This is a genomic window from Klebsiella sp. HMSC25G12, from assembly GCF_001807705.1.
In the GTDB taxonomy this organism is placed as follows: Bacteria; Pseudomonadota; Gammaproteobacteria; order Enterobacterales; family Enterobacteriaceae; genus Klebsiella; species Klebsiella variicola.
Map to the genome: position 1 here is coordinate 121,960 of NZ_KV789895.1, position 20,635 is coordinate 142,594.

At 55.3% G+C, this 20,635-nt stretch carries 19 protein-coding genes and 1 tRNA gene (1 of these 20 cut by a window edge); all 20 read left to right on the top strand.

The genetic code is table 11. The annotated features are described in order from the left end of the window. Positions 1–585 precede the first annotated feature (585 nt). Positions 586–990 carry a succinate dehydrogenase cytochrome b556 subunit gene (gene sdhC / locus HMPREF3096_RS15335; RefSeq protein WP_004142216.1) on the top strand — a complete coding sequence of 135 codons (405 nt, stop codon included), beginning with the start codon at positions 586–588 and terminating at the stop codon, positions 988–990. Next, positions 984–1,331, top strand: coding sequence for a succinate dehydrogenase membrane anchor subunit (gene sdhD, locus HMPREF3096_RS15340; RefSeq protein ID WP_002894949.1), 348 nt, complete (start codon positions 984–986; stop codon positions 1,329–1,331). Before sdhC ends, sdhD begins: the two co-directional genes overlap by 7 nt. Continuing rightward, on the top strand, positions 1,331–3,097 hold the full coding sequence (sdhA, locus tag HMPREF3096_RS15345; RefSeq protein WP_070544520.1) for a succinate dehydrogenase flavoprotein subunit: 1,767 nt from the start codon (positions 1,331–1,333) through the stop codon (positions 3,095–3,097). Before sdhD ends, sdhA begins: the two co-directional genes overlap by 1 nt. A 15-nt stretch (positions 3,098–3,112) precedes the next feature. Next, positions 3,113–3,829, top strand: coding sequence for a succinate dehydrogenase iron-sulfur subunit SdhB (sdhB, locus tag HMPREF3096_RS15350; protein WP_008805686.1), 717 nt, complete (start codon positions 3,113–3,115; stop codon positions 3,827–3,829). Positions 3,830–4,212: 383 nt separating this feature from the next. Continuing rightward, positions 4,213–7,020, top strand: coding sequence for a 2-oxoglutarate dehydrogenase E1 component (gene sucA, locus HMPREF3096_RS15355; RefSeq protein WP_008805687.1), 2,808 nt, complete (start codon positions 4,213–4,215; stop codon positions 7,018–7,020). A gap of 14 nt (positions 7,021–7,034) precedes the next feature. Beyond that, positions 7,035–8,261 carry a 2-oxoglutarate dehydrogenase complex dihydrolipoyllysine-residue succinyltransferase gene (gene odhB, locus HMPREF3096_RS15360; protein ID WP_012542428.1) on the top strand — a complete coding sequence of 409 codons (1,227 nt, stop codon included), beginning with the start codon at positions 7,035–7,037 and terminating at the stop codon, positions 8,259–8,261. A gap of 145 nt (positions 8,262–8,406) precedes the next feature. Continuing rightward, the gene (sucC, locus tag HMPREF3096_RS15365) at positions 8,407–9,573 is read left to right on the top strand and encodes an ADP-forming succinate--CoA ligase subunit beta (protein ID WP_002895039.1); all 1,167 of its coding nucleotides are present in this window, start codon (positions 8,407–8,409) and stop codon (positions 9,571–9,573) included. Beyond that, positions 9,573–10,442 (top strand): succinate--CoA ligase subunit alpha, encoded by an 870-nt coding sequence (sucD, locus tag HMPREF3096_RS15370; RefSeq protein ID WP_004885990.1) that lies wholly within the window; start codon positions 9,573–9,575, stop codon positions 10,440–10,442. The genes sucC and sucD overlap by 1 nt, the downstream gene beginning before the upstream one ends. Before the next feature lie 826 nt (positions 10,443–11,268). Continuing rightward, positions 11,269–12,837, top strand: a complete 1,569-nt coding sequence (gene cydA, locus HMPREF3096_RS15375; protein WP_012542427.1) for a cytochrome ubiquinol oxidase subunit I — start codon at positions 11,269–11,271, stop codon at positions 12,835–12,837. Positions 12,838–12,852: 15 nt separating this feature from the next. Further along, positions 12,853–13,992, top strand: a complete 1,140-nt coding sequence (gene cydB / locus HMPREF3096_RS15380) for a cytochrome d ubiquinol oxidase subunit II (RefSeq protein WP_008805690.1) — start codon at positions 12,853–12,855, stop codon at positions 13,990–13,992. 15 nt (positions 13,993–14,007) lie between these two features. Next, positions 14,008–14,121, top strand: a complete 114-nt coding sequence (gene cydX, locus HMPREF3096_RS15385; protein WP_004100325.1) for a cytochrome bd-I oxidase subunit CydX — start codon at positions 14,008–14,010, stop codon at positions 14,119–14,121. A gap of 130 nt (positions 14,122–14,251) precedes the next feature. Further along, a complete protein-coding gene (gene ybgE / locus HMPREF3096_RS15390) occupies positions 14,252–14,536 on the top strand; it encodes a cyd operon protein YbgE (protein ID WP_008805691.1) in 285 nt (94 codons plus the stop codon). Between the two features lie 149 nt (positions 14,537–14,685). Next, positions 14,686–15,090, top strand: a complete 405-nt coding sequence (gene ybgC, locus HMPREF3096_RS15395; protein ID WP_002895056.1) for a tol-pal system-associated acyl-CoA thioesterase — start codon at positions 14,686–14,688, stop codon at positions 15,088–15,090. Then, complete coding sequence (tolQ, locus tag HMPREF3096_RS15400; protein ID WP_004152221.1) at positions 15,087–15,779, top strand: Tol-Pal system protein TolQ; 693 nt, start codon at positions 15,087–15,089, stop codon at positions 15,777–15,779. The genes ybgC and tolQ overlap by 4 nt, the downstream gene beginning before the upstream one ends. A gap of 3 nt (positions 15,780–15,782) precedes the next feature. Then, positions 15,783–16,211, top strand: coding sequence for a colicin uptake protein TolR (gene tolR, locus HMPREF3096_RS15405; RefSeq protein ID WP_002895061.1), 429 nt, complete (start codon positions 15,783–15,785; stop codon positions 16,209–16,211). A 99-nt stretch (positions 16,212–16,310) separates the two neighbouring features. Next, a complete protein-coding gene (gene tolA, locus HMPREF3096_RS15410) occupies positions 16,311–17,648 on the top strand; it encodes a cell envelope integrity protein TolA (RefSeq protein WP_070544521.1) in 1,338 nt (445 codons plus the stop codon). Between the two features lie 129 nt (positions 17,649–17,777). Next, positions 17,778–19,070 (top strand): Tol-Pal system beta propeller repeat protein TolB, encoded by a 1,293-nt coding sequence (tolB, locus tag HMPREF3096_RS15415; protein ID WP_008805693.1) that lies wholly within the window; start codon positions 17,778–17,780, stop codon positions 19,068–19,070. 34 nt (positions 19,071–19,104) lie between these two features. Continuing rightward, complete coding sequence (pal, locus tag HMPREF3096_RS15420) at positions 19,105–19,629, top strand: peptidoglycan-associated lipoprotein Pal (protein ID WP_002895068.1); 525 nt, start codon at positions 19,105–19,107, stop codon at positions 19,627–19,629. 9 nt (positions 19,630–19,638) lie between these two features. Then, entirely contained in the window at positions 19,639–20,442 is an 804-nt protein-coding gene (gene cpoB / locus HMPREF3096_RS15425) for a cell division protein CpoB (RefSeq protein ID WP_023297237.1), read from the top strand. Between the two features lie 161 nt (positions 20,443–20,603). Next, a tRNA-OTHER gene (locus HMPREF3096_RS15430) sits at positions 20,604–20,635 on the top strand (it continues 50 nt past the right edge of the window).

A 20,635-nucleotide genomic window follows, 5' to 3' on the forward strand; every position in this document is an offset into this window, starting at 1 on the left:
TCGGCCCGCGCCTGCATACGTTACCAGTTTGTTATGTTGCACACAGCTCTGCGTCAGCGAAAAGGGCAGGGTACAGAGCAACGGCGCTTGATGGTACGTCCTTCAGGGCTGCGGTGAAACAACAGCAAATCAGCGTTTTAGCAGTCCGAATATTAAAACCTGTATACCACTAATAACTGTCCTGATTACATCGGTCAATACTGACACACTGTTACATAACTTATTCTCAGGTGAAAGAGTGACCCCATAACTTTTGAGCATTATTGCATTTAACTGGTAATGGTTGTAACAAGAATGTTTAATATTTGTCAAATCAGGTGATTAAAAATTAAAAAAATGTTGTTATCGTGACCTTGATCACTGTTCCGGAGAAAACCCAACAAACTATATGTAGGTTAATTGTAATGATTTTGTGAACGGCCTATACTGCGGCCAGGTCTCCGGAACACCCTGCAATCCCGAGCCACCCAGCGTTGTTTAGTGATGTTTTAATGCCTGAAAAGACGTTTTAACATGACTTCTGGTTATAGAAAGGACGCTGTCTGACCCGCAAGCAGACCGGAGGAAGGAAACAATAAGAACAGCATGTGGGCGTTATTCATGGTAAGAAATGTGAAAAAACAAAGACCTGTCAATCTGGATCTACAAACGATACGGTTCCCAATCACGGCGATAGCGTCCATTCTCCATCGCGTTTCCGGTGTCATCACCTTCGTGGCGGTCGGAATTCTGCTTTGGTTGCTGGGCACCAGCCTTTCCTCCCCTGAAGGTTTTCTGACGGCGGCCTCGATCATGGATAGCTTCTTTGTGAAGTTCATCATGTGGGGCATTCTCACCGCACTGGCCTATCATGTCGTTGTCGGTATCCGCCATCTGATGATGGACTTTGGCTACCTGGACGAAACCCTCGAAGCAGGGAAACGTTCCGCCAAAATCTCTTTTGTTATTACTGTCGTGCTTTCACTTCTCGCAGGAGTCCTCGTATGGTAAGCAACGCCTCAGCACTGGGACGCAACGGCGTACATGACTTTATTCTGGTCCGTGCTACCGCCATCGTTCTGACCCTCTACATCATCTACATGGTTGGCTTCTTCGCCACCACCGGTGAAATCTCATGGGAAGTGTGGACCGGATTCTTTGCCTCCGGCTTCACTAAAGTCTTCACTCTGCTGGCTCTCGTCTCCATTCTCATCCATGCCTGGATCGGGATGTGGCAGGTGTTAACGGACTACGTTAAACCACTGGCTCTGCGCCTGGTTCTGCAACTGGCTATCGTTGTGGCGCTGGTGGCTTACGTTCTTTATGGATTTGTTGTGGTGTGGGGTGTGTAATGAAATTGCCAGTCAGAGAGTTTGATGCTGTTGTTATCGGTGCCGGCGGCGCAGGTATGCGCGCGGCGCTGCAAATTTCCCAGAGCGGACAGACCTGTGCACTGCTCTCCAAAGTGTTCCCTACCCGTTCCCATACCGTATCCGCGCAGGGTGGTATCACCGTCGCGCTCGGTAACTCCCATGAAGATAACTGGGAATGGCATATGTACGACACCGTAAAAGGGTCGGACTATATTGGCGACCAGGACGCCATCGAATATATGTGTAAGACCGGCCCGGAAGCGATTCTTGAGCTGGAACATATGGGCCTGCCGTTCTCCCGTCTTGACGACGGCCGTATTTATCAGCGCCCGTTCGGCGGCCAGTCGAAAAACTTCGGCGGCGAGCAAGCGGCACGCACCGCAGCGGCGGCTGACCGTACCGGCCACGCGCTGTTGCACACCCTGTATCAACAGAACCTGAAAAACCACACCACTATCTTCTCCGAATGGTATGCCCTCGATCTGGTGAAAAACCAGGACGGCGCGGTGGTCGGTTGTACCGCCCTGTGCATCGAGACCGGCGAAGTGGTCTACTTTAAAGCCCGCGCCACCGTGCTGGCGACCGGCGGCGCAGGCCGTATTTATCAGTCCACCACCAACGCCCACATCAACACCGGTGACGGCGTCGGGATGGCCATCCGCGCCGGCGTTCCGGTGCAGGATATGGAAATGTGGCAGTTCCACCCGACCGGCATCGCCGGGGCAGGGGTGCTGGTCACCGAAGGTTGCCGCGGCGAAGGCGGTTACCTGCTGAACAAACACGGCGAGCGCTTTATGGAGCGTTATGCCCCGAACGCCAAAGACCTGGCGGGTCGTGACGTGGTGGCGCGTTCCATCATGATCGAAATTCGCGAAGGCCGCGGCTGCGATGGTCCGTGGGGCCCGCATGCGAAACTGAAACTGGATCACCTGGGTAAAGAGGTTCTGGAATCTCGTCTGCCAGGTATCCTTGAGCTGTCCCGTACCTTTGCTCACGTCGATCCGGTGAAAGAGCCAATCCCGGTTATCCCAACCTGCCACTACATGATGGGCGGTATCCCGACCAAAGTCACCGGTCAGGCGCTGACCGTGAATGAGAAGGGCGAAGACGTGGTGATCCCGGGCCTGTTCGCGGTAGGCGAAATTGCCTGCGTATCGGTCCACGGCGCCAACCGTCTGGGCGGCAACTCGCTGCTCGACCTGGTGGTCTTCGGCCGCGCGGCGGGCCTGCATCTGCAGGAGTCCATCGCCGAGCAGGGCACGCTGCGCGACGCCAGCGAATCGGATGTCGAAGGCTCGCTGGACCGCCTCAATCGCTGGAACAATACCCGCTCCGGCGAAGACCCGGTGGAAATCCGCAAAGCACTGCAGGAATGTATGCAGCACAACTTCTCGGTGTTCCGCGAAGGCGATGCGATGCACAAAGGTCTGGAGCAACTGAAAGTGATCCGCGAGCGCCTGAAAAACGCGCGTCTCGACGATACTTCCAGCGAGTTCAACACCCAGCGCGTCGAGTGCCTGGAGTTGGACAACCTGATGGAGACCGCGTTTGCGACCGCCGTGTCCGCTAACTTCCGTACTGAAAGCCGTGGCGCCCATAGCCGCATCGACTTCCCGGATCGTGATGATGAAAACTGGCTGTGCCATTCCCTGTATCTGCCAGAGTCGGAATCCATGACGCGTCGTAGCGTCAACATGGAACCGAAACTGCGTCCGGCATTCCCGCCGAAGATTCGTACTTACTAATGCGGAGACAGGAAAATGAAACTCGAGTTTTCAATTTATCGCTATAACCCGGATGTTGACGACGCTCCGCATATGCAGGATTACACCCTCGAAGCGGAAGAAGGTCGTGACATGATGCTGCTGGATGCGCTGATCCAGCTGAAAGAAAAAGATCCGTCGCTGTCGTTCCGCCGCTCCTGCCGTGAAGGGGTTTGCGGTTCCGATGGTCTGAACATGAACGGGAAAAACGGTCTGGCGTGCATCACGCCAATCTCCGCGCTGAATCAGCCGGGCAAGAAGATTGTTATCCGTCCGCTGCCAGGATTACCGGTTATCCGTGATTTGGTGGTGGACATGGGGCAATTCTATGCACAATATGAGAAGATTAAGCCTTACTTGTTGAATAATGGGCAAAATCCTCCGGCTCGCGAGCATCTGCAGATGCCTGAGCAGCGTGAGAAACTCGATGGTCTGTACGAGTGTATTCTGTGCGCATGTTGTTCAACCTCGTGCCCGTCGTTCTGGTGGAACCCGGACAAGTTCATCGGCCCGGCTGGCCTGCTGGCCGCGTATCGCTTCCTGATCGACAGTCGCGATACCGAAACCAGCGAGCGCCTGGAAGGCCTGAGCGATGCTTTCAGCGTATTCCGCTGTCACAGCATTATGAACTGCGTCAGTGTGTGTCCTAAAGGGCTTAACCCGACGCGCGCCATCGGCCATATTAAGTCGATGCTGCTGCAGCGCAGCGCGTAAGCAACACGGTCTGTCCCGGATGGCGCTTGCGCTTATCCGGGCTACCAAAGCAGTAGCCCCGGCAAGCGTTAGCGCTGCCGGGGGACAGATAGCAGGAAATCTTTAAAAACCGCCACAAGATGTACCAGTAATCGAGGCGTTCAGTGCGAGGTAAGGCGGCAACTGAGCGCATCCCCGGGAGCATAGTGAACTATGTGACCGGGGTAAGCGAAGGCAGCCAACGCAACCGCAGCCTGAACGCTGAAGATTAATGGCAGTTTTTAAAGGTTCCTTAGCGGATAGAAACCACAACTCGTCCGCAACAAGTGAACCCCGGCACGTGCACTCGGTGTGCGTGGTAGTTTCTACGGCGAAATAAGCATAAAAGTGCTTAAGGGATCACGATGCAGAACGGCGCAATGAAAGCCTGGCTGGACTCTTCTTTCCTCTCTGGTTCGAACCAGAGCTGGATAGAACAGCTCTATGAAGACTTCTTAACCGATCCTGACTCTGTTGACGCCAACTGGCGTTCGATGTTCCAGCAGTTACCTGGCACCGGAGTTAAACCGGATCAATTCCATTCCAAAACACGTGATTATTTCCGTCGACTGGCGAAGGATGCCTCACGTTACACTTCTTCGATTTCCGACCCTGACACCAATGTGAAGCAGGTTAAAGTCCTGCAGCTCATCAACGCATACCGTTTCCGTGGCCACCAGCATGCGAATCTCGATCCGCTGGGACTGTGGAAGCAAGAGAGAGTGGCGGATCTTGATCCGGCCTACCACGATCTGACCGAGGCCGATTTCCAGGATAGCTATAACGTAGGTTCATTCGCCATCGGTAAAGACACGATGAAGCTGGGCGACCTGATTGCCGCCCTCAAGCAAACCTACTGCGGCTCCATCGGCGCGGAATACATGCATATCACCTCTACTGAGGAAAAACGCTGGATCCAGCAGCGTATTGAATCGGTAGCCGGTAAAGCGAGCTTCACCGCGGCAGAGAAAAAGCGCTTCCTCAGTGAACTGACCGCTGCAGAAGGGCTGGAACGCTACCTCGGCGCCAAATTCCCGGGGGCGAAACGCTTCTCGCTGGAAGGGGGTGATGCCCTGATCCCGATGCTCAAAGAGATGATCCGCCATGCAGGCAAAAGCGGCACCCGCGAAGTGGTGCTGGGCATGGCGCACCGTGGCCGTCTGAACGTGCTGGTCAACGTGCTGGGTAAAAAACCGCAGGACCTGTTCGACGAGTTCGCGGGCAAACATAAAGAACACCTCGGCACCGGCGACGTGAAGTACCACATGGGCTTCTCTTCCGATATGGAAACCGAAGGCGGTCTGGTCCACCTGGCGCTGGCGTTTAACCCGTCGCACCTGGAGATCGTCAGCCCGGTGGTTATCGGTTCCGTACGCGCCCGTCTGGATCGTCTGGACGAGCCAAGCAGCAACAAAGTTCTGCCTATTACCATCCACGGCGACGCCGCCGTTACCGGCCAGGGCGTGGTTCAGGAAACCCTGAACATGTCGAAAGCCCGCGGTTACGAAGTCGGCGGTACCGTGCGTATCGTTATCAACAACCAGGTTGGCTTTACCACCTCCAACCCGCTGGATGCGCGTTCTACGCCATACTGTACCGATATCGGTAAGATGGTTCAGGCGCCGATTTTCCACGTTAACGCGGATGACCCGGAAGCCGTTGCTTTCGTTACCCGTCTGGCGCTGGATTTCCGTAATACCTTCAAACGCGATGTCTTCATCGACCTGGTGTGCTACCGCCGTCACGGCCATAACGAAGCCGACGAGCCGAGCGCAACCCAGCCGCTGATGTACCAGAAAATCAAAAAGCATCCGACCCCGCGCAAAATCTATGCTGACAAGCTGGAGCAGGAGAAAGTTGCGACGCTGGAAGACGCGACTGAGCAGGTTAACCTTTACCGCGATGCGCTGGATGCCGGCGAATGCGTGGTAGAGGAGTGGCGTCCGATGAATATGCACTCCTTTACCTGGTCTCCCTACCTCAACCACGAGTGGGACGAGAGCTATCCGGATAAAGTGGATCCGAAACGTCTGCAAGAGCTGGCTAAACGCATCAGTACGGTGCCGGAAGGTATCGAAATGCAGTCCCGTGTAGCGAAAATCTACGGCGATCGCCAACTGATGGCCGCCGGCGAGAAGCTGTTCGATTGGGGCGGCGCTGAAAACCTGGCTTATGCCACCCTGGTTGACGAAGGCATTCCGGTGCGCCTGTCCGGTGAAGACTCCGGTCGCGGCACCTTCTTCCACCGTCACGCGGTTATCCATAACCAGAGCAACGGTTCTACCTATACCCCGCTGCAGCATGTGCACAACGGCCAGGGCCAGTTCCGCGTCTGGGACTCGGTGCTGTCTGAAGAAGCCGTGCTGGCGTTCGAATACGGTTACGCCACCGCAGAGCCGCGTACGCTGACCATCTGGGAAGCGCAGTTCGGCGACTTCGCCAACGGCGCGCAGGTGGTGATTGATCAGTTCATCTCCTCTGGCGAACAGAAATGGGGCCGGATGTGCGGTCTGGTGATGTTGCTGCCGCACGGCTACGAAGGGCAGGGCCCGGAGCACTCCTCCGCGCGTCTGGAACGCTATCTGCAGCTGTGCGCTGAGCAGAACATGCAGGTTTGCGTACCGTCCACCCCGGCACAGGTTTACCATATGCTGCGTCGTCAGGCGCTGCGCGGTATGCGCCGTCCGCTGGTGGTGATGTCGCCGAAGTCTCTGCTGCGCCACCCGCTGGCGGTCTCCAGCATGGACGAACTGGCGAACGGCACCTTTATGCCGGCCATCGGCGAAATCGACGAACTCGATCCGCAAGCCGTGAAGCGCGTCGTACTGTGCTCTGGTAAGGTTTACTACGACCTGCTGGAACAGCGCCGCAAAAACGAGCAAAAAGATGTCGCCATCGTGCGTATCGAACAGCTCTACCCGTTCCCGCATCAGGCGGTGCAGGAAGCGCTGAAAGCTTACTCGCACGTACATGATTTTGTCTGGTGCCAGGAAGAGCCGCTCAACCAGGGCGCATGGTACTGCAGCCAGCACCACCTTCGTGAAGTAGTTCCATTTGGGGCCTCTCTGCGTTATGCAGGCCGCCCGGCCTCCGCCTCTCCGGCGGTAGGGTACATGTCCGTTCACCAGAAACAGCAACAAGATCTGGTCAATGACGCGCTGAACGTCGATTAATTAAAGGATACACAATGAGTAGCGTAGATATTCTGGTTCCCGACCTGCCTGAGTCCGTAGCTGACGCAACCGTCGCCACCTGGCATAAAAAACCGGGCGACGCGGTCGTCCGTGACGAAGTTCTGGTCGAAATCGAAACTGACAAAGTGGTACTGGAAGTACCGGCATCAGCGGACGGCATTCTGGATGCAGTGCTGGAAGACGAGGGCGCTACCGTCCTGTCTCGCCAGATCCTTGGCCGCCTGCGTGAAGGCAACAGCGCAGGTAAAGAAACCAGCGAAAAAGCGGATGCGAAAGCGTCCACCCCGGCGCAGCGCCAGCAGGCTTCTCTGGAAGAGCAGAACAACGATGCGCTCAGCCCGGCGATCCGTCGTCTGCTGGCGGAGCACAACCTCGACGCCGCTGCCATCAAAGGTACCGGCGTGGGTGGCCGTCTGACTCGTGAAGACGTCGAGAAACATCTGGCGAAAGCCCCGGCGGCGGCTGAAGCCAAAGCGCCAGCGGCTACCGCGGCAGCGACACCAGCGCCGCAGCTGGGTCACCGTTCAGAAAAACGCGTCCCGATGACCCGTCTGCGTAAACGCGTGGCCGAGCGTCTGCTGGAAGCGAAAAATTCCACCGCCATGCTGACGACCTTTAACGAAGTCAACATGAAGCCGATTATGGATCTGCGTAAGCAGTACGGCGATGCCTTCGAAAAACGTCACGGTATCCGTCTGGGCTTCATGTCCTTCTACGTGAAAGCGGTGGTTGAAGCGCTGAAACGCTACCCGGAAGTGAATGCTTCCATCGATGGCGACGACGTGGTTTACCACAACTACTTCGATGTCAGCATGGCAGTGTCCACTCCGCGCGGCCTGGTAACCCCGGTTCTGCGTGACGTTGACCTGCTGGGCATGGCGGACATCGAAAAGAATATCAAAGAGCTGGCGGTGAAAGGCCGTGACGGCAAGCTGACCGTAGATGACCTGACCGGCGGTAACTTCACCATTACCAACGGCGGCGTCTTCGGTTCCCTGATGTCCACGCCGATCATCAACCCACCGCAGAGCGCCATCCTGGGTATGCATGCCATTAAAGACCGTCCGATGGCGGTGAATGGCAAGGTAGAGATCCTGCCGATGATGTACCTGGCGCTCTCCTATGACCACCGTCTGATCGATGGGCGTGAATCGGTTGGCTTCCTGGTGGCGATTAAAGAGCTGCTGGAAGATCCGACTCGTCTGCTGCTGGACGTGTAGTCAGTAAGAGTATGACTTACCGTAGGTCGGATAAGGCATTTTTGCCGCCATCCGGCGTTGATGAGATGCCTGATGGCGACGCTAGCGCGTCTTATCAGGCCTACAGGTTTAAAGATAATTACACCCTGAAGGATGGACTGAACACATGAACTTACATGAATATCAGGCAAAACAACTTTTTGCCCGCTATGGCTTACCGGCGCCGGTGGGTTATGCCTGTACTACTCCGCGTGAAGCAGAAGAAGCCGCTTCAAAAATCGGCGCGGGTCCGTGGGTAGTGAAATGTCAGGTTCACGCTGGTGGCCGCGGTAAAGCGGGCGGTGTGAAAGTAGTTAAGAGCAAAGAAGAGATCCGCGCTTTTGCTGAGCATTGGCTGGGCAAACGCCTGGTGACTTACCAAACCGATGCTAACGGCCAGCCGGTCAACCAGATTCTGGTGGAAGCAGCGACCGATATCGATAAAGAGCTGTATCTGGGCGCGGTCGTTGATCGTAGCTCCCGTCGCGTGGTGTTCATGGCGTCGACTGAAGGCGGCGTGGAAATCGAAAAAGTCGCGGAAGAAACCCCGCACCTGATCCACAAGATCGCCATCGATCCGCTGGCGGGCCCGATGCCTTATCAGGGGCGTGAACTGGCGTTCAAACTGGGTCTGGAAGGTAAGCAGGTTCAGCAGTTCACCAAGATTTTCATGGGTCTGGCGACCATTTTCCTTGAGCGCGACCTGGCGCTGATCGAAATCAACCCGTTGGTTATCACTAAGCAGGGCGACCTGATCTGCCTCGACGGCAAACTGGGCGCTGACGGCAACGCGCTGTTCCGCCAGCCGGATCTGCGCGAAATGCGCGACCAGTCTCAGGAAGATCCGCGCGAAGCGCAGGCGGCGCAGTGGGAACTGAACTACGTTGCGCTCGACGGCAACATCGGTTGCATGGTTAACGGCGCAGGCCTGGCGATGGGCACCATGGACATCGTTAAGCTGCACGGCGGCGAACCGGCTAACTTCCTCGACGTTGGCGGCGGCGCCACCAAAGAGCGCGTGACCGAAGCGTTCAAAATCATCCTCTCTGACGACAACGTTAAAGCGGTTCTGGTTAACATCTTCGGCGGTATCGTACGTTGCGACCTGATCGCTGACGGCATCATCGGCGCGGTAGCGGAAGTTGGGGTTAACGTTCCGGTCGTGGTTCGTCTGGAAGGTAACAACGCCGAACTGGGCGCAAAAAAACTGGCTGACAGCGGCCTGAATATTATTGCAGCGAAAAGTCTGACGGACGCAGCACAGCAGGTTGTTGCCGCAGTGGAGGGGAAATAATGTCAGTTTTAATTAATAAAGATACCAAGGTTATCTGCCAGGGCTTCACCGGTAGCCAGGGGACCTTCCACTCTGAACAAGCGATCGCTTACGGTACGCAAATGGTTGGCGGCGTGACGCCAGGCAAAGGCGGCACCACCCATCTGGGTCTGCCGGTGTTCAACACCGTGCGCGAAGCCGTTGAAGCGACCGGCGCGACCGCGACCGTTATCTACGTTCCTGCACCGTTCTGCAAAGACTCCATTCTGGAAGCAATCGACGCGGGCATTAAGCTGATTATCACCATCACCGAAGGTATCCCGACGCTGGATATGCTGACTGTGAAAGTGAAGCTGGACGAAGCGGGCGTGCGCATGATTGGCCCGAACTGCCCAGGCGTTATCACCCCGGGCGAGTGCAAAATCGGCATCATGCCTGGCCACATTCACAAGCCGGGTAAAGTGGGCATCGTTTCCCGTTCCGGTACCCTGACCTATGAAGCGGTTAAGCAGACCACCGACTACGGCTTCGGCCAGTCTACCTGCGTCGGTATCGGCGGCGACCCGATCCCGGGCTCCAACTTCATCGATATCCTGAAGTTGTTCCAGGAAGATCCGCAGACCGAAGCGATCGTGATGATCGGTGAGATCGGCGGCAGCGCGGAAGAAGAAGCGGCAGCCTACATCAAAGAGCACGTGACCAAGCCGGTTGTCGGCTACATCGCGGGCGTGACCGCGCCGAAAGGCAAGCGTATGGGCCACGCGGGCGCCATCATCGCTGGCGGTAAAGGTACTGCTGATGAGAAATTCGCAGCCCTGGAAGCCGCTGGTGTGAAAACCGTTCGCAGCCTGGCCGATATCGGCGAAGCGCTGAAAGCTATCATCAAGTAAACCCTCTCTGCTTCTCCGAAGCAGAAATCTGTCCGATTTCGACATGGTTGGCCACCGTCAGGTGGCCTTTTTTATGGGCGTTATCCATCTCGCCAGAACATCCGCTGAACCGGCGGAATGCCTGCTCCGTGAAAAACCTTATCTATCATATTGATTTTATGAATTATTTCATGAATATAATCCCGGCAGCGTGGTTGCTGAAGGAAATATTTCCGCAATTCGCGACAGGCAAGGGTTTTAGATTGTGAAAAAACAGAAGAGAAGGGCATAAGAAAACAGGAAAAATACTGTGAGCAGTCTAGCATTATTAGGATCGGCGCATTTTTTTTCATTTTCCCCGCGGCGTTAAATAATATTACCTATGATTCTCATATCTCTCTTTTCAGTAACCAAGCAAGCCATACTTTAAACACAATATTAACATTAAGTTCACCAATATTCTTTATTGAGCTACATAATTAACACGTAGAGTAAAAATTGATTTATATCAATGCTTAATGCTTGGAAAAATTCTTCAAAAAACGTTAAATTGTCGCAAGTCAAATTGGCCTAAACAGGCTATCTTCGCTATATATTGATCACCGTCGAAAAATGTAAAACTGGAACAATAAAAACATATTTATTGTAAGGTTATTGCGGCGTAATATATTGGGGAATCAATTGGGTTTTCGTTAACGTATTTGTAACCTTGACGTGGCGTGGCTTCACTTTCAGGTGAAACGCGCTGCGGACGGGCCAACAAATAACTTTTGTATTGGGGCATGCGTATGAGCCAGAGCTTCTCGGTTCATTTTCGGAGTCTTCATGCGATGAGCAAGGAGTCATGATGTTAGATATAGTCGAACTGTCGCGCTTACAGTTTGCCTTGACCGCGATGTACCACTTCCTTTTTGTGCCGCTAACGCTCGGTATGGCGTTCCTGCTGGCCATCATGGAAACGGTTTACGTCCTTTCCGGCAAACAGATTTATAAAGATATGACCAAATTCTGGGGCAAGTTGTTTGGTATCAACTTCGCGCTGGGTGTGGCGACCGGTCTGACCATGGAGTTCCAGTTCGGGACTAACTGGTCGTATTACTCACACTATGTGGGCGATATCTTCGGTGCGCCGCTGGCCATTGAAGGTCTGATGGCCTTCTTCCTCGAATCCACCTTTGTAGGTCTGTTCTTCTTCGGTTGGGATCGTCTGGGTAAAGTTCAGCACATGGCCGTCACCTGGCTGGTCGCACTGGGCTCCAACCTCTCCGCGCTGTGGATCCTCGTCGCTAACGGCTGGATGCAGAACCCTATCGCATCGGACTTCAACTTTGAAACCATGCGTATGGAGATGGTCAGCTTCTCCGAACTGGTGCTCAACCCGGTTGCTCAGGTGAAATTCGTTCACACCGTGGCGTCGGGCTATGTCACCGGCGCGATGTTCATCCTGGCTATCAGCTCCTGGTATATGCTGAAAGGCCGCGACTTTGCCTTTGCTAAGCGCTCCTTTGCCATCGCAGCCAGCTTCGGTATGGCGGCGATCCTCTCCGTTATTGTGCTGGGTGACGAATCCGGTTACGAAATGGGTGACGTGCAGAAAACCAAACTGGCGGCTATCGAAGCTGAGTGGGAAACCCAGCCGGCGCCGGCTGCCTTTACTCTGTTTGGTATTCCCGATCAGAATGCGCAGACCAACCACTTCGCGATCCAGATCCCTTACGCGCTGGGCATCATCGCCACCCGCTCGGTGGATAAGCCGGTTATCGGCCTGAAAGATCTGATGGTTCAGCACGAAGAGCGTATCCGTAACGGGATGAAAGCGTACGCGCTACTGGAGCAGCTGCGCGCCGGTTCGACCGACCAGGCCGTGCGTGACCAGTTCAATAGCGTGAAGAAAGACCTCGGCTATGGCCTGTTGCTGAAGCGCTATACCCCGAACGTCGCTGACGCCACGGAAGAGCAGATCGCCAAAGCGACCAAAGACTCTATTCCAAGCGTCGCCCCGCTGTACTTCGCCTTCCGTATCATGGTGGCGTGCGGCATCCTGATGCTGTTGATTATCGGCGCCTCCTTCTGGAGCGTGATTCGTAACCGCATTGGCGAGAAAAAATGGCTGCTGCGCGCCGCGTTCTTTGGCCTGCCGCTGCCGTGGATTGCCGTGGAGTCAGGCTGGTTTGTTGCCGAGTATGGCCGTCAGCCGTGGGCGATTGGTGAGGTCCTGCCGACCGCGGTGGCCAACTCGTCGTTGACCGCAGGCGATCTGATCTTCTCAATGTTGCTGATCTGCGGTCTGTACACGCTGTTCCTGGTGGCTGAACTGTTCCTGATGTTCAAGTTTGCCCGCAAAGGACCTAGCAGCCTGAAAACCGGCCGCTATCACTTTGAACAGTCCTCTGCGGCTATTCAGTCGGCACGCTAAGACAGGAGTCGTCAAATGATCGATTATGAAGTATTGCGTTTTATCTGGTGGCTGCTGATTGGCATTCTGCTGATTGGCTTCGCTGTCGCCGACGGGTTCGACATGGGGGTGGGCATGCTCACCCGTTTCCTCGGCCGTAACGACACCGAGCGTCGGATTATGATCAACGCCATCGCTCCGCACTGGGACGGTAACCAGGTGTGGCTGATCACCGCCGGCGGCGCGCTGTTCGCGGCCTGGCCGATGGTTTACGCCGCAGCGTTCTCTGGCTTCTATGTGGCGATGATTCTGGTGCTGGCTTCGCTGTTCTTCCGTCCGGTCGGTTTTGACTACCGTTCCAAGATCGAGGACACCCGCTGGCGCAACATGTGGGACTGGGGCATCTTCATCGGTAGCTTCGTGCCGCCGCTGGTGATTGGTGTGGCCTTCGGCAACCTGTTGCAGGGCGTGCCGTTCCACGTCGATGAATACCTGCGTCTGTTCTATACCGGAAACTTCTTCCAGCTGCTGAACCCGTTTGGTCTGCTGGCCGGTATCGTCAGCGTGGCGATGATCCTGACTCAGGGTGCCACCTACCTGCAGATGCGTACCGTAGGCGAACTGCACCTGCGTACCCGCACCGTTTCCACGGTGGCGGCGCTGGTGACGCTGGTCTGCTTCGCGCTGGCCGGTGTGTGGGTCTACTACGGCATCGACGGCTATGTGGTGAAATCAGTAATGGATCATAGCGGCCCGTCTAACCCGCTGACTAAAGAAGTCGTGCGTGAGGCCGGTGCATGGATGGTGAACTTTAATAACATGCCAGCGCTGTGGGCCGTTCCTGCCCTGGGCGTGGTGCTGCCGCTGCTGACCGTCGTCTCGACTAAAGCGGATAAAGGCGCGTGGGCATTCCTGTTCTCCTCGCTGACCCTGGCCTGCATCATTCTGACCGCCGGTATTGCGATGTTCCCGTTCATCATGCCGTCCAGCACCATGCTGAACGCCAGCCTGACGATGTGGGACGCGACCTCCAGTCAGCGGACGCTGAACCTGATGACCTACGTGGCGATTGTCTTCGTGCCGATCATTCTGGCCTACACCAGCTGGTGTTACTGGAAGATGTTCGGCCGCATTACGCGCGAAGACATCGAAAAGAACACCCACTCGCTGTACTAAGGTAAGGAGCTATATATGTGGTACTTCGCATGGATTTTGGGAACGCTTCTTGCCTGTGCCTTTGGGGTGATTACCGCGCTGGCGCTTGAGCACGTGGAAGCCACCAAAGCAGGTAAAGAAGAACACTGATGAGTATTATCGTGATGCGATATACGAAATCATTCGGATTGCATCGAGGCGGCAAGTCTGTGAATCCCCAGGAGCTTACACCAGTAAGTGACTGGGGTAAGCAGACGTAGCCAACAAAGAGGCGACGTGAATGATAAAGTATATGTATGCGATAATGGACAAGCGCCCGTTAAGGGCGCTTTCCTTATTGATGGCGCTGCTGCTGGCCGGCTGCATCTTCTGGGATCCGTCGCGCTTTGCGGCGAAGACCAGCGAGCTGGAAATCTGGCATGGTTTCTTGCTGATGTGGGCGGTTTGCAGCGGCGTTATTCACGGCGTGGGCTTCCGTCCGCGTGCCGTTCACTGGCAGGGGATTTTTTGTCCGCTTATCGCTGATATCGTGCTCGCTTTGGGTCTCTTCTTTTTCTTCTTTTGAATAAGAGATCTCTGTTAATGGTATGGGCTTGCATAAGCCCATAAAAATTTACGCCCCGTTTACTTTCCCCCATTCCAAACCACCTTTCCCGCGCGTATAGTAGCGAAGTTTGAAAGCTCTAACCTTTTTTTGCATTACCGGGATGTAAAGTGAATACAACGCTGTTTCGATGGCCGGTTCGGGTCTACTACGAAGATACCGACGCCGGTGGTGTGGTTTACCACGCCAGTTACGTCGCTTTTTATGAAAGAGCACGCACAGAGATGCTGCGCCACCATCACTTTAGTCAACAGGTGCTGTTGGCTGAACGCGTTGCCTTCGTGGTTCGCAAAATGACGCTGGAGTATTTTGCCCCCGCCAGACTCGACGACATGCTCGAAGTCCAGACGGAAATTACCTCGATGCGCGGCACCTCTTTGGTTTTCACGCAGCGAATCGTCAACGCCGAGAATACAGTGTTAAACGAAGCTGAGGTTCTCATTGTGTGCGTTGATCCACTCTTAATGAAGCCACGTGCGCTTCCCAAGTCTATTGTCGCGGAGTTTAAGCAGTGACTGACATGAATATCCTTGATTTGTTCCTGAAGGCGAGCCTTCTGGTTAAACTTATCATGTTGATTTTGATTGGTTTTTCTATCGCTTCCTGGGCTATCATTATTCAGAGAACGCGTATCCTTAACTCGGCCGCGCGTGAAGCTGAAGCGTTCGAGGACAAATTCTGGTCCGGGATCGAGCTGTCCCGTTTGTACCAGGAGAGCCAGGGGCGTCGCGATAACCTGACCGGTTCGGAACAAATCTTCTACAGCGGTTTCAAAGAATTTGCGCGCCTGCATCGGGCCAACAGCCATGCGCCGGAAGCGATTGTCGAAGGGGCATCGCGCGCGATGCGTATTTCGATGAACCGCGAGCTGGAAACGCTGGAAACCCATATCCCGTTCCTCGGCACCGTAGGCTCCATCAGCCCGTATATCGGTCTGTTCGGTACTGTCTGGGGGATTATGCATGCCTTTATCGCCCTTGGCGCGGTGAAGCAGGCCACCCTGCAGATGGTGGCGCCAGGTATCGCCGAAGCGCTGATCGCCACCGCGATCGGTCTGTTCGCCGCGATCCCGGCGGTCATGGCGTACAACCGCCTGAACCAGCGCGTGAACAAGCTTGAACTGAACTACGACAACTTTATGGAAGAGTTCACCGCTATTCTGCACCGTCAGGCCTTTACCACCAGCGAAAGCAATAAGGGGTAAGCCATGGCCAGAGCACGTGGACGCGGACGTCGCGAACTGAAGTCCGAGATCAACATCGTTCCGCTGCTGGATGTCCTGCTGGTACTGCTGCTGATCTTTATGGCAACGGCGCCCATCATTACGCAGAGCGTGGAAGTCGATCTGCCGGACGCCACGGAATCGCAAGCGGTGAAAAGCAATGACGATCCGCCGGTGATTGTGGAAGTCTCCGGGGTAGGGCAGTACAGCGTGAAAGTGGGGCAGGAGACGCTGTCCCAGCTGCCGCCGGAGCAGGTGATTGCCGAAGCGAAGCGTCGTCTTGAAGCCAATGAGAAAACGGTATTCCTGATCGGCGGTGCGAAAGACGTCCCTTACGATGAAATTATTAAAGCGCTGAACCTGTTGCATAGTGCAGGGGTTAAATCGGTCGGCTTGATGACCAAACCTATTTAATCGCTTCAGGTATGTGCGTCCGCGTGGCGTCCGATGGTGAGTATCGCTCGCCGTCGGCGTGCATCGCGGGTACAGGCGAACAGTTTTTGGGAACCGATAGTGTCAAAGGCAACCGAACAAAACGACAAGCTTAAACGAGCGATCATCATTTCAGTCGCGCTGCACATCATTCTGATCGCGCTGCTGATCTGGAGTTCGTTTGACGAGCATCTGGATGCCTCTGCCGGCGGCGGCGGGGGATCGTCCATTGATGCCGTCATGGTCGATCCGGGGGCGGTGGTAAATAACTATAACCGTCAGCAACAGCAGCAGGCCAGCGCACGTCGCGCCGCTGAGCAGCGTGAAAAACAGGCGCAGCAGCAGGCGGAAGAGTTACGTGAGAAACAGGCAGCGGAACAGGAACGGCTGAAACAGCTCGAACAGGAACGGCTGCAGGCGCAGGAAGCGGCGAAAGAAGCGAAGGAACAGCAGAAGCAGGCTGAGGAAGCGGCTGCCAAGGCTGCCGCGGCGGCGAAAGCCAAAGCGGATGCGCAGGCTAAAGAAGCGCAGGAAGCGGCTGCCAAAGCTGCTGCCGACGCAAAAGCGAAGGCGGATGCCCAGGCAAAAGCGGCTGAGCTGGCAGCGGCTAAAGCCGCCGCTGACGCGAAGAAACAGGCCGATGCCGCCGCCGCGAAAGCGGCAGCCGATGCGAAGAAACAGGCGGAAGCCGAAGCGGCGAAAGCCGCAGCAGAAGCGCAGAAGAAAGCGGAAGCGGCAGCGGCGAAGAAAGCGCAGCAGGAAGCAGAGAAGAAGGCCCAGCAGGAGGCGGCTAAGCAAGCTGCGGCTGAAAAAGCGGCAGCAGAAAAAGCCGCCGAAAAAGCCGCTGAGAAAGCTGCCGCCCAAAAAGCGGCCGCAGAGAAGGCCGCCGCCGAAAAAGCCGCCGCAGCTGAAAAAGCGGCGGCAGCCAAAGCGGCTGCGGCTGAGAAGGCAGTGGCCGATAAAGCGGCCAAAGCGGCAGCAGCAAAAGCGGCGGCAGCGAAGAAAGCGGCTGCCGCGAAAGAAGCGGACGGCGTTGACGACCTGCTTGGCGATCTGAGTTCGGGTAAGAATGCGCCTAAAACAGGCGGAGGAGCCAAAGGAAACAATGCCTCTGCTGCCGGGAGTGGTAATACTAAAAACAGTGCCTCGGGGGCTGATATCAATAACTATGCCGGGCAGATAAAGTCGGCGATTGAAAGTAAGTTTTATGACGCATCGTCCTATGCAGGCAAAACATGTACCTTGCGTATCAAACTTGCTCCTGACGGCCTGTTGTTAAATATACAGTCCGAAGGTGGTGATCCTGCTCTATGCCAGGCCGCTCTTGCCGCAGCCCGGCAGGCTAAGTTCCCGAAACCACCTAGCCAGGCAGTATATGAAGTCTTCAAAAATGCGCCACTGGACTTCAAACCTCAGTGATATTTTTCCCCGTGCAAACGGGGAAAAACAATCTATGGTAGTCACAGGGTTTTGGTAGTTTTGTATATTTGAGTTTGTTAACATTCTGCTAAATTATCGTGGGCTTTCCGCCCGGATAAGGGAGATATGATGAAGCAGGCATTACGAGTAGCATTTGGTTTTTTAATGCTGTGGGCGGCGGTGCTGCACGCAGAAGTACGTATCGAGATCACCCAGGGGGTGGACTCGGCACGCCCTATCGGCGTGGTACCGTTCCAGTGGGCCGGCCAGGGCGCTGCGCCTGAAGATGTTGGCGGTATCGTGGCAGCTGACCTGCGCAACAGTGGTAAATTTAACCCGCTGGATCGCTCGCGTCTGCCGCAGCAGCCGACCAGTGCCCAGGAAGTGCAGCCTGCTGCCTGGTCTGCGCTGGGTATCGACGCCGTGGTCGTCGGTCAGGTCACGTCAAACCCGGATGGTTCTTATCAGGTAGCATATCAGCTGGTGGATACCGGCGGTGCGCCGGGTACAACGCTGGCGCAAGGCTCTTTTAAAGTCACTAAACAGTACCTGCGCTACGCAGCGCACGCTGCCAGCGACGCGGTATTTGAGAAGCTGACCGGCATCAAGGGCGCCTTCCGTACCCGTATCGCCTACGTGGTGCAGAAAAACGGCGGCCAGTTCCCTTACGAACTGCGCGTGTCCGACTACGATGGTTACAACCAGTTCCTTGTTCACCGTTCCTCCCAGCCGCTGATGTCCCCGGCCTGGTCTCCGGACGGTTCTAAACTGGCTTACGTGACCTTTGAAAGTGGTCGTTCTGCGCTGGTGGTTCAGACCCTGGCGAACGGCGCTGTGCGTCAGATCGCCTCCTTCCCGCAGCACAACGGCGCGCCGGCGTTCTCTCCGGATGGCTCTAAGTTGGCCTTCGCGCTGTCGAAAACCGGTAGCCTGAACCTGTACGTGATGGATCTGGGCTCCGGTCAGATTCGTCAGGTGACTAACGGTCGCAGCAACAACACCGAACCAAGCTGGTTCCCGGACAGCCAGAACCTGGCCTTCACCTCTGACCAGGCCGGTCGTCCGCAGGTGTATAAAGTCAACATCAATGGCGGCACGCCGCAGCGTATCACCTGGGAAGGTTCACAGAACCAGGACGCCGACGTGAGCGCGGATGGTAAAACCATGGTAATGGTCAGCTCGGCCGGCGGTCAGCAGCACATTGCCAAACAAGATCTGGAAGCGGGTGGTGTACAGGTTCTGTCATCAACGTTTTTAGACGAAACGCCAAGTCTGGCACCTAACGGCACTATGGTAATCTACAGCTCTTCTCAGGGGATGGGATCCGTGCTGAATCTGGTTTCTACAGATGGGCGTTTCAAAGCGCGTCTTCCGGCAACTGATGGACAGGTAAAATCGCCTGCCTGGTCGCCGTATCTGTGATAATAAATAATTGATTATTAAAGGAATCAAAGAAATGCAACTGAACAAAGTGCTGAAAGGGCTGATGATCGCTCTGCCGGTTATGGCAATCGCGGCATGTTCTTCTAACAAGAACGCCAGCAACGACCAGAGCGGTGAAGGCATGCTGGGTGCCGGCACTGGTATGGACGCTAACGGTAACGGCGGCAACATGTCTTCTGAAGAGCAAGCTCGTCTGCAGATGCAGCAGCTGCAACAGAACAACATCGTTTACTTCGATCTGGACAAGTACGATATCCGTTCTGACTTCGCTGCCATGCTGGACGCGCATGCGAACTTCCTGCGCAGCAACCCGTCCTACAAAGTGACTGTAGAAGGTCACGCGGATGAGCGCGGTACGCCGGAATACAACATCGCTCTGGGTGAGCGTCGTGCTAACGCCGTTAAGATGTATCTGCAGGGCAAAGGTGTTTCTGCCGATCAGATCTCCATCGTTTCTTACGGTAAAGAAAAACCAGCAGTACTGGGTCATGACGAAGCGGCATATGCCAAAAACCGTCGCGCCGTACTGGTTTACTAAGAGAATTGCATGAGCAGTAACTTCAGACATCATTTATTGAGTCTGTCGTTACTGGTTGGCATAGCGGCCCCCTGGGCCGCTTTTGCTCAGGCGCCAATCAGTAGTGTCGGCTCAGGCTCGGTCGAAGACCGCGTCACTCAACTCGAGCGTATTTCCAATGCTCACAGCCAGCTTTTAACCCAACTCCAGCAACAACTCTCTGATAACCAGACTGACATTGATTCTCTCCGTGGCCAGATCCAGGAGAACCAATATCAGCTGAATCAGATCGTTGAGCGCCAGAAGCAGATTCTGCTGCAGATAGATAGTCTGAGCAGCGGTGGCGGCGGCGCAGCGGCAGCATCAGGTACGCAGGCTCCATCGTCTTCCGGCGATCAGAGCGCGGCTGCTACCAGCGCAGCGCCAGCGGCCTCGTCAGGCGCCCCGGCGATGACCGGCGATGCGAACACCGATTACAATGCGGCCATTGCCCTGGTGAAGGATGCTTCACGCCAGGATGACGCAATGGTGGCGTTTCAGAACTTCGTTAAAAAGTACCCGGATTCAACTTATCAGCCGAACGCCAACTATTGGCTCGGACAGTTGAATTACAATAAGGGGAAAAAAGACGATGCGGCGTTTTACTTCGCCTCGGTGGTGAAGAACTACCCGAAATCGCCAAAAGCGCCTGACGCCATGTTTAAGGTCGGCGTGATCATGCAGGACAAGGGTGATACCGCGAAAGCGAAAGCGGTTTACCAGCAGGTGATCAGTAAATTCCCCGGCACCGACGGTGCGAAACAAGCGCAAAAACGTCTTAATGCTCTTGGTTGATTACGGCATGACCAGAAATCGCGTTATTTCTGGTCTTGTCGCCTGAATCACCAGCAGTTAAGTGATCTTTATCGAAATTTTAGTTGCGCTGAATTCTGAAATCAGTAATATATGCCGCCGTTGCCAAGGGATATCAAACAAGCCCAAAGCGATGCCAGAGTGGGTCGTTAGCTCAGTTGGTAGAGCAGTTGAC

What these genes read in the sequence shown, in the direction of transcription:
- sdhD (WP_002894949.1), top strand. Translation starts at nt 984, where the DNA reads ATGGTAAGCAACGCCTCAGCACTGGGACGCAACGGCGTACATGACTTT.
- pal (WP_002895068.1), top strand. Translation starts at nt 19,105, where the DNA reads ATGCAACTGAACAAAGTGCTGAAAGGGCTGATGATCGCTCTGCCGGTT.
- sucA (WP_008805687.1), top strand. Translation starts at nt 4,213, where the DNA reads ATGCAGAACGGCGCAATGAAAGCCTGGCTGGACTCTTCTTTCCTCTCT.
- sdhB (WP_008805686.1), top strand. Translation starts at nt 3,113, where the DNA reads ATGAAACTCGAGTTTTCAATTTATCGCTATAACCCGGATGTTGACGAC.
- tolR (WP_002895061.1), top strand. Translation starts at nt 15,783, where the DNA reads ATGGCCAGAGCACGTGGACGCGGACGTCGCGAACTGAAGTCCGAGATC.
- cydX (WP_004100325.1), top strand. Translation starts at nt 14,008, where the DNA reads ATGTGGTACTTCGCATGGATTTTGGGAACGCTTCTTGCCTGTGCCTTT.
- odhB (WP_012542428.1), top strand. Translation starts at nt 7,035, where the DNA reads ATGAGTAGCGTAGATATTCTGGTTCCCGACCTGCCTGAGTCCGTAGCT.
- sucC (WP_002895039.1), top strand. Translation starts at nt 8,407, where the DNA reads ATGAACTTACATGAATATCAGGCAAAACAACTTTTTGCCCGCTATGGC.
- sdhC (WP_004142216.1), top strand. Translation starts at nt 586, where the DNA reads ATGTGGGCGTTATTCATGGTAAGAAATGTGAAAAAACAAAGACCTGTC.
- ybgE (WP_008805691.1), top strand. Translation starts at nt 14,252, where the DNA reads ATGATAAAGTATATGTATGCGATAATGGACAAGCGCCCGTTAAGGGCG.
- sdhA (WP_070544520.1), top strand. Translation starts at nt 1,331, where the DNA reads ATGAAATTGCCAGTCAGAGAGTTTGATGCTGTTGTTATCGGTGCCGGC.
- tolB (WP_008805693.1), top strand. Translation starts at nt 17,778, where the DNA reads ATGAAGCAGGCATTACGAGTAGCATTTGGTTTTTTAATGCTGTGGGCG.
- sucD (WP_004885990.1), top strand. Translation starts at nt 9,573, where the DNA reads ATGTCAGTTTTAATTAATAAAGATACCAAGGTTATCTGCCAGGGCTTC.
- cpoB (WP_023297237.1), top strand. Translation starts at nt 19,639, where the DNA reads ATGAGCAGTAACTTCAGACATCATTTATTGAGTCTGTCGTTACTGGTT.
- cydA (WP_012542427.1), top strand. Translation starts at nt 11,269, where the DNA reads ATGTTAGATATAGTCGAACTGTCGCGCTTACAGTTTGCCTTGACCGCG.
- cydB (WP_008805690.1), top strand. Translation starts at nt 12,853, where the DNA reads ATGATCGATTATGAAGTATTGCGTTTTATCTGGTGGCTGCTGATTGGC.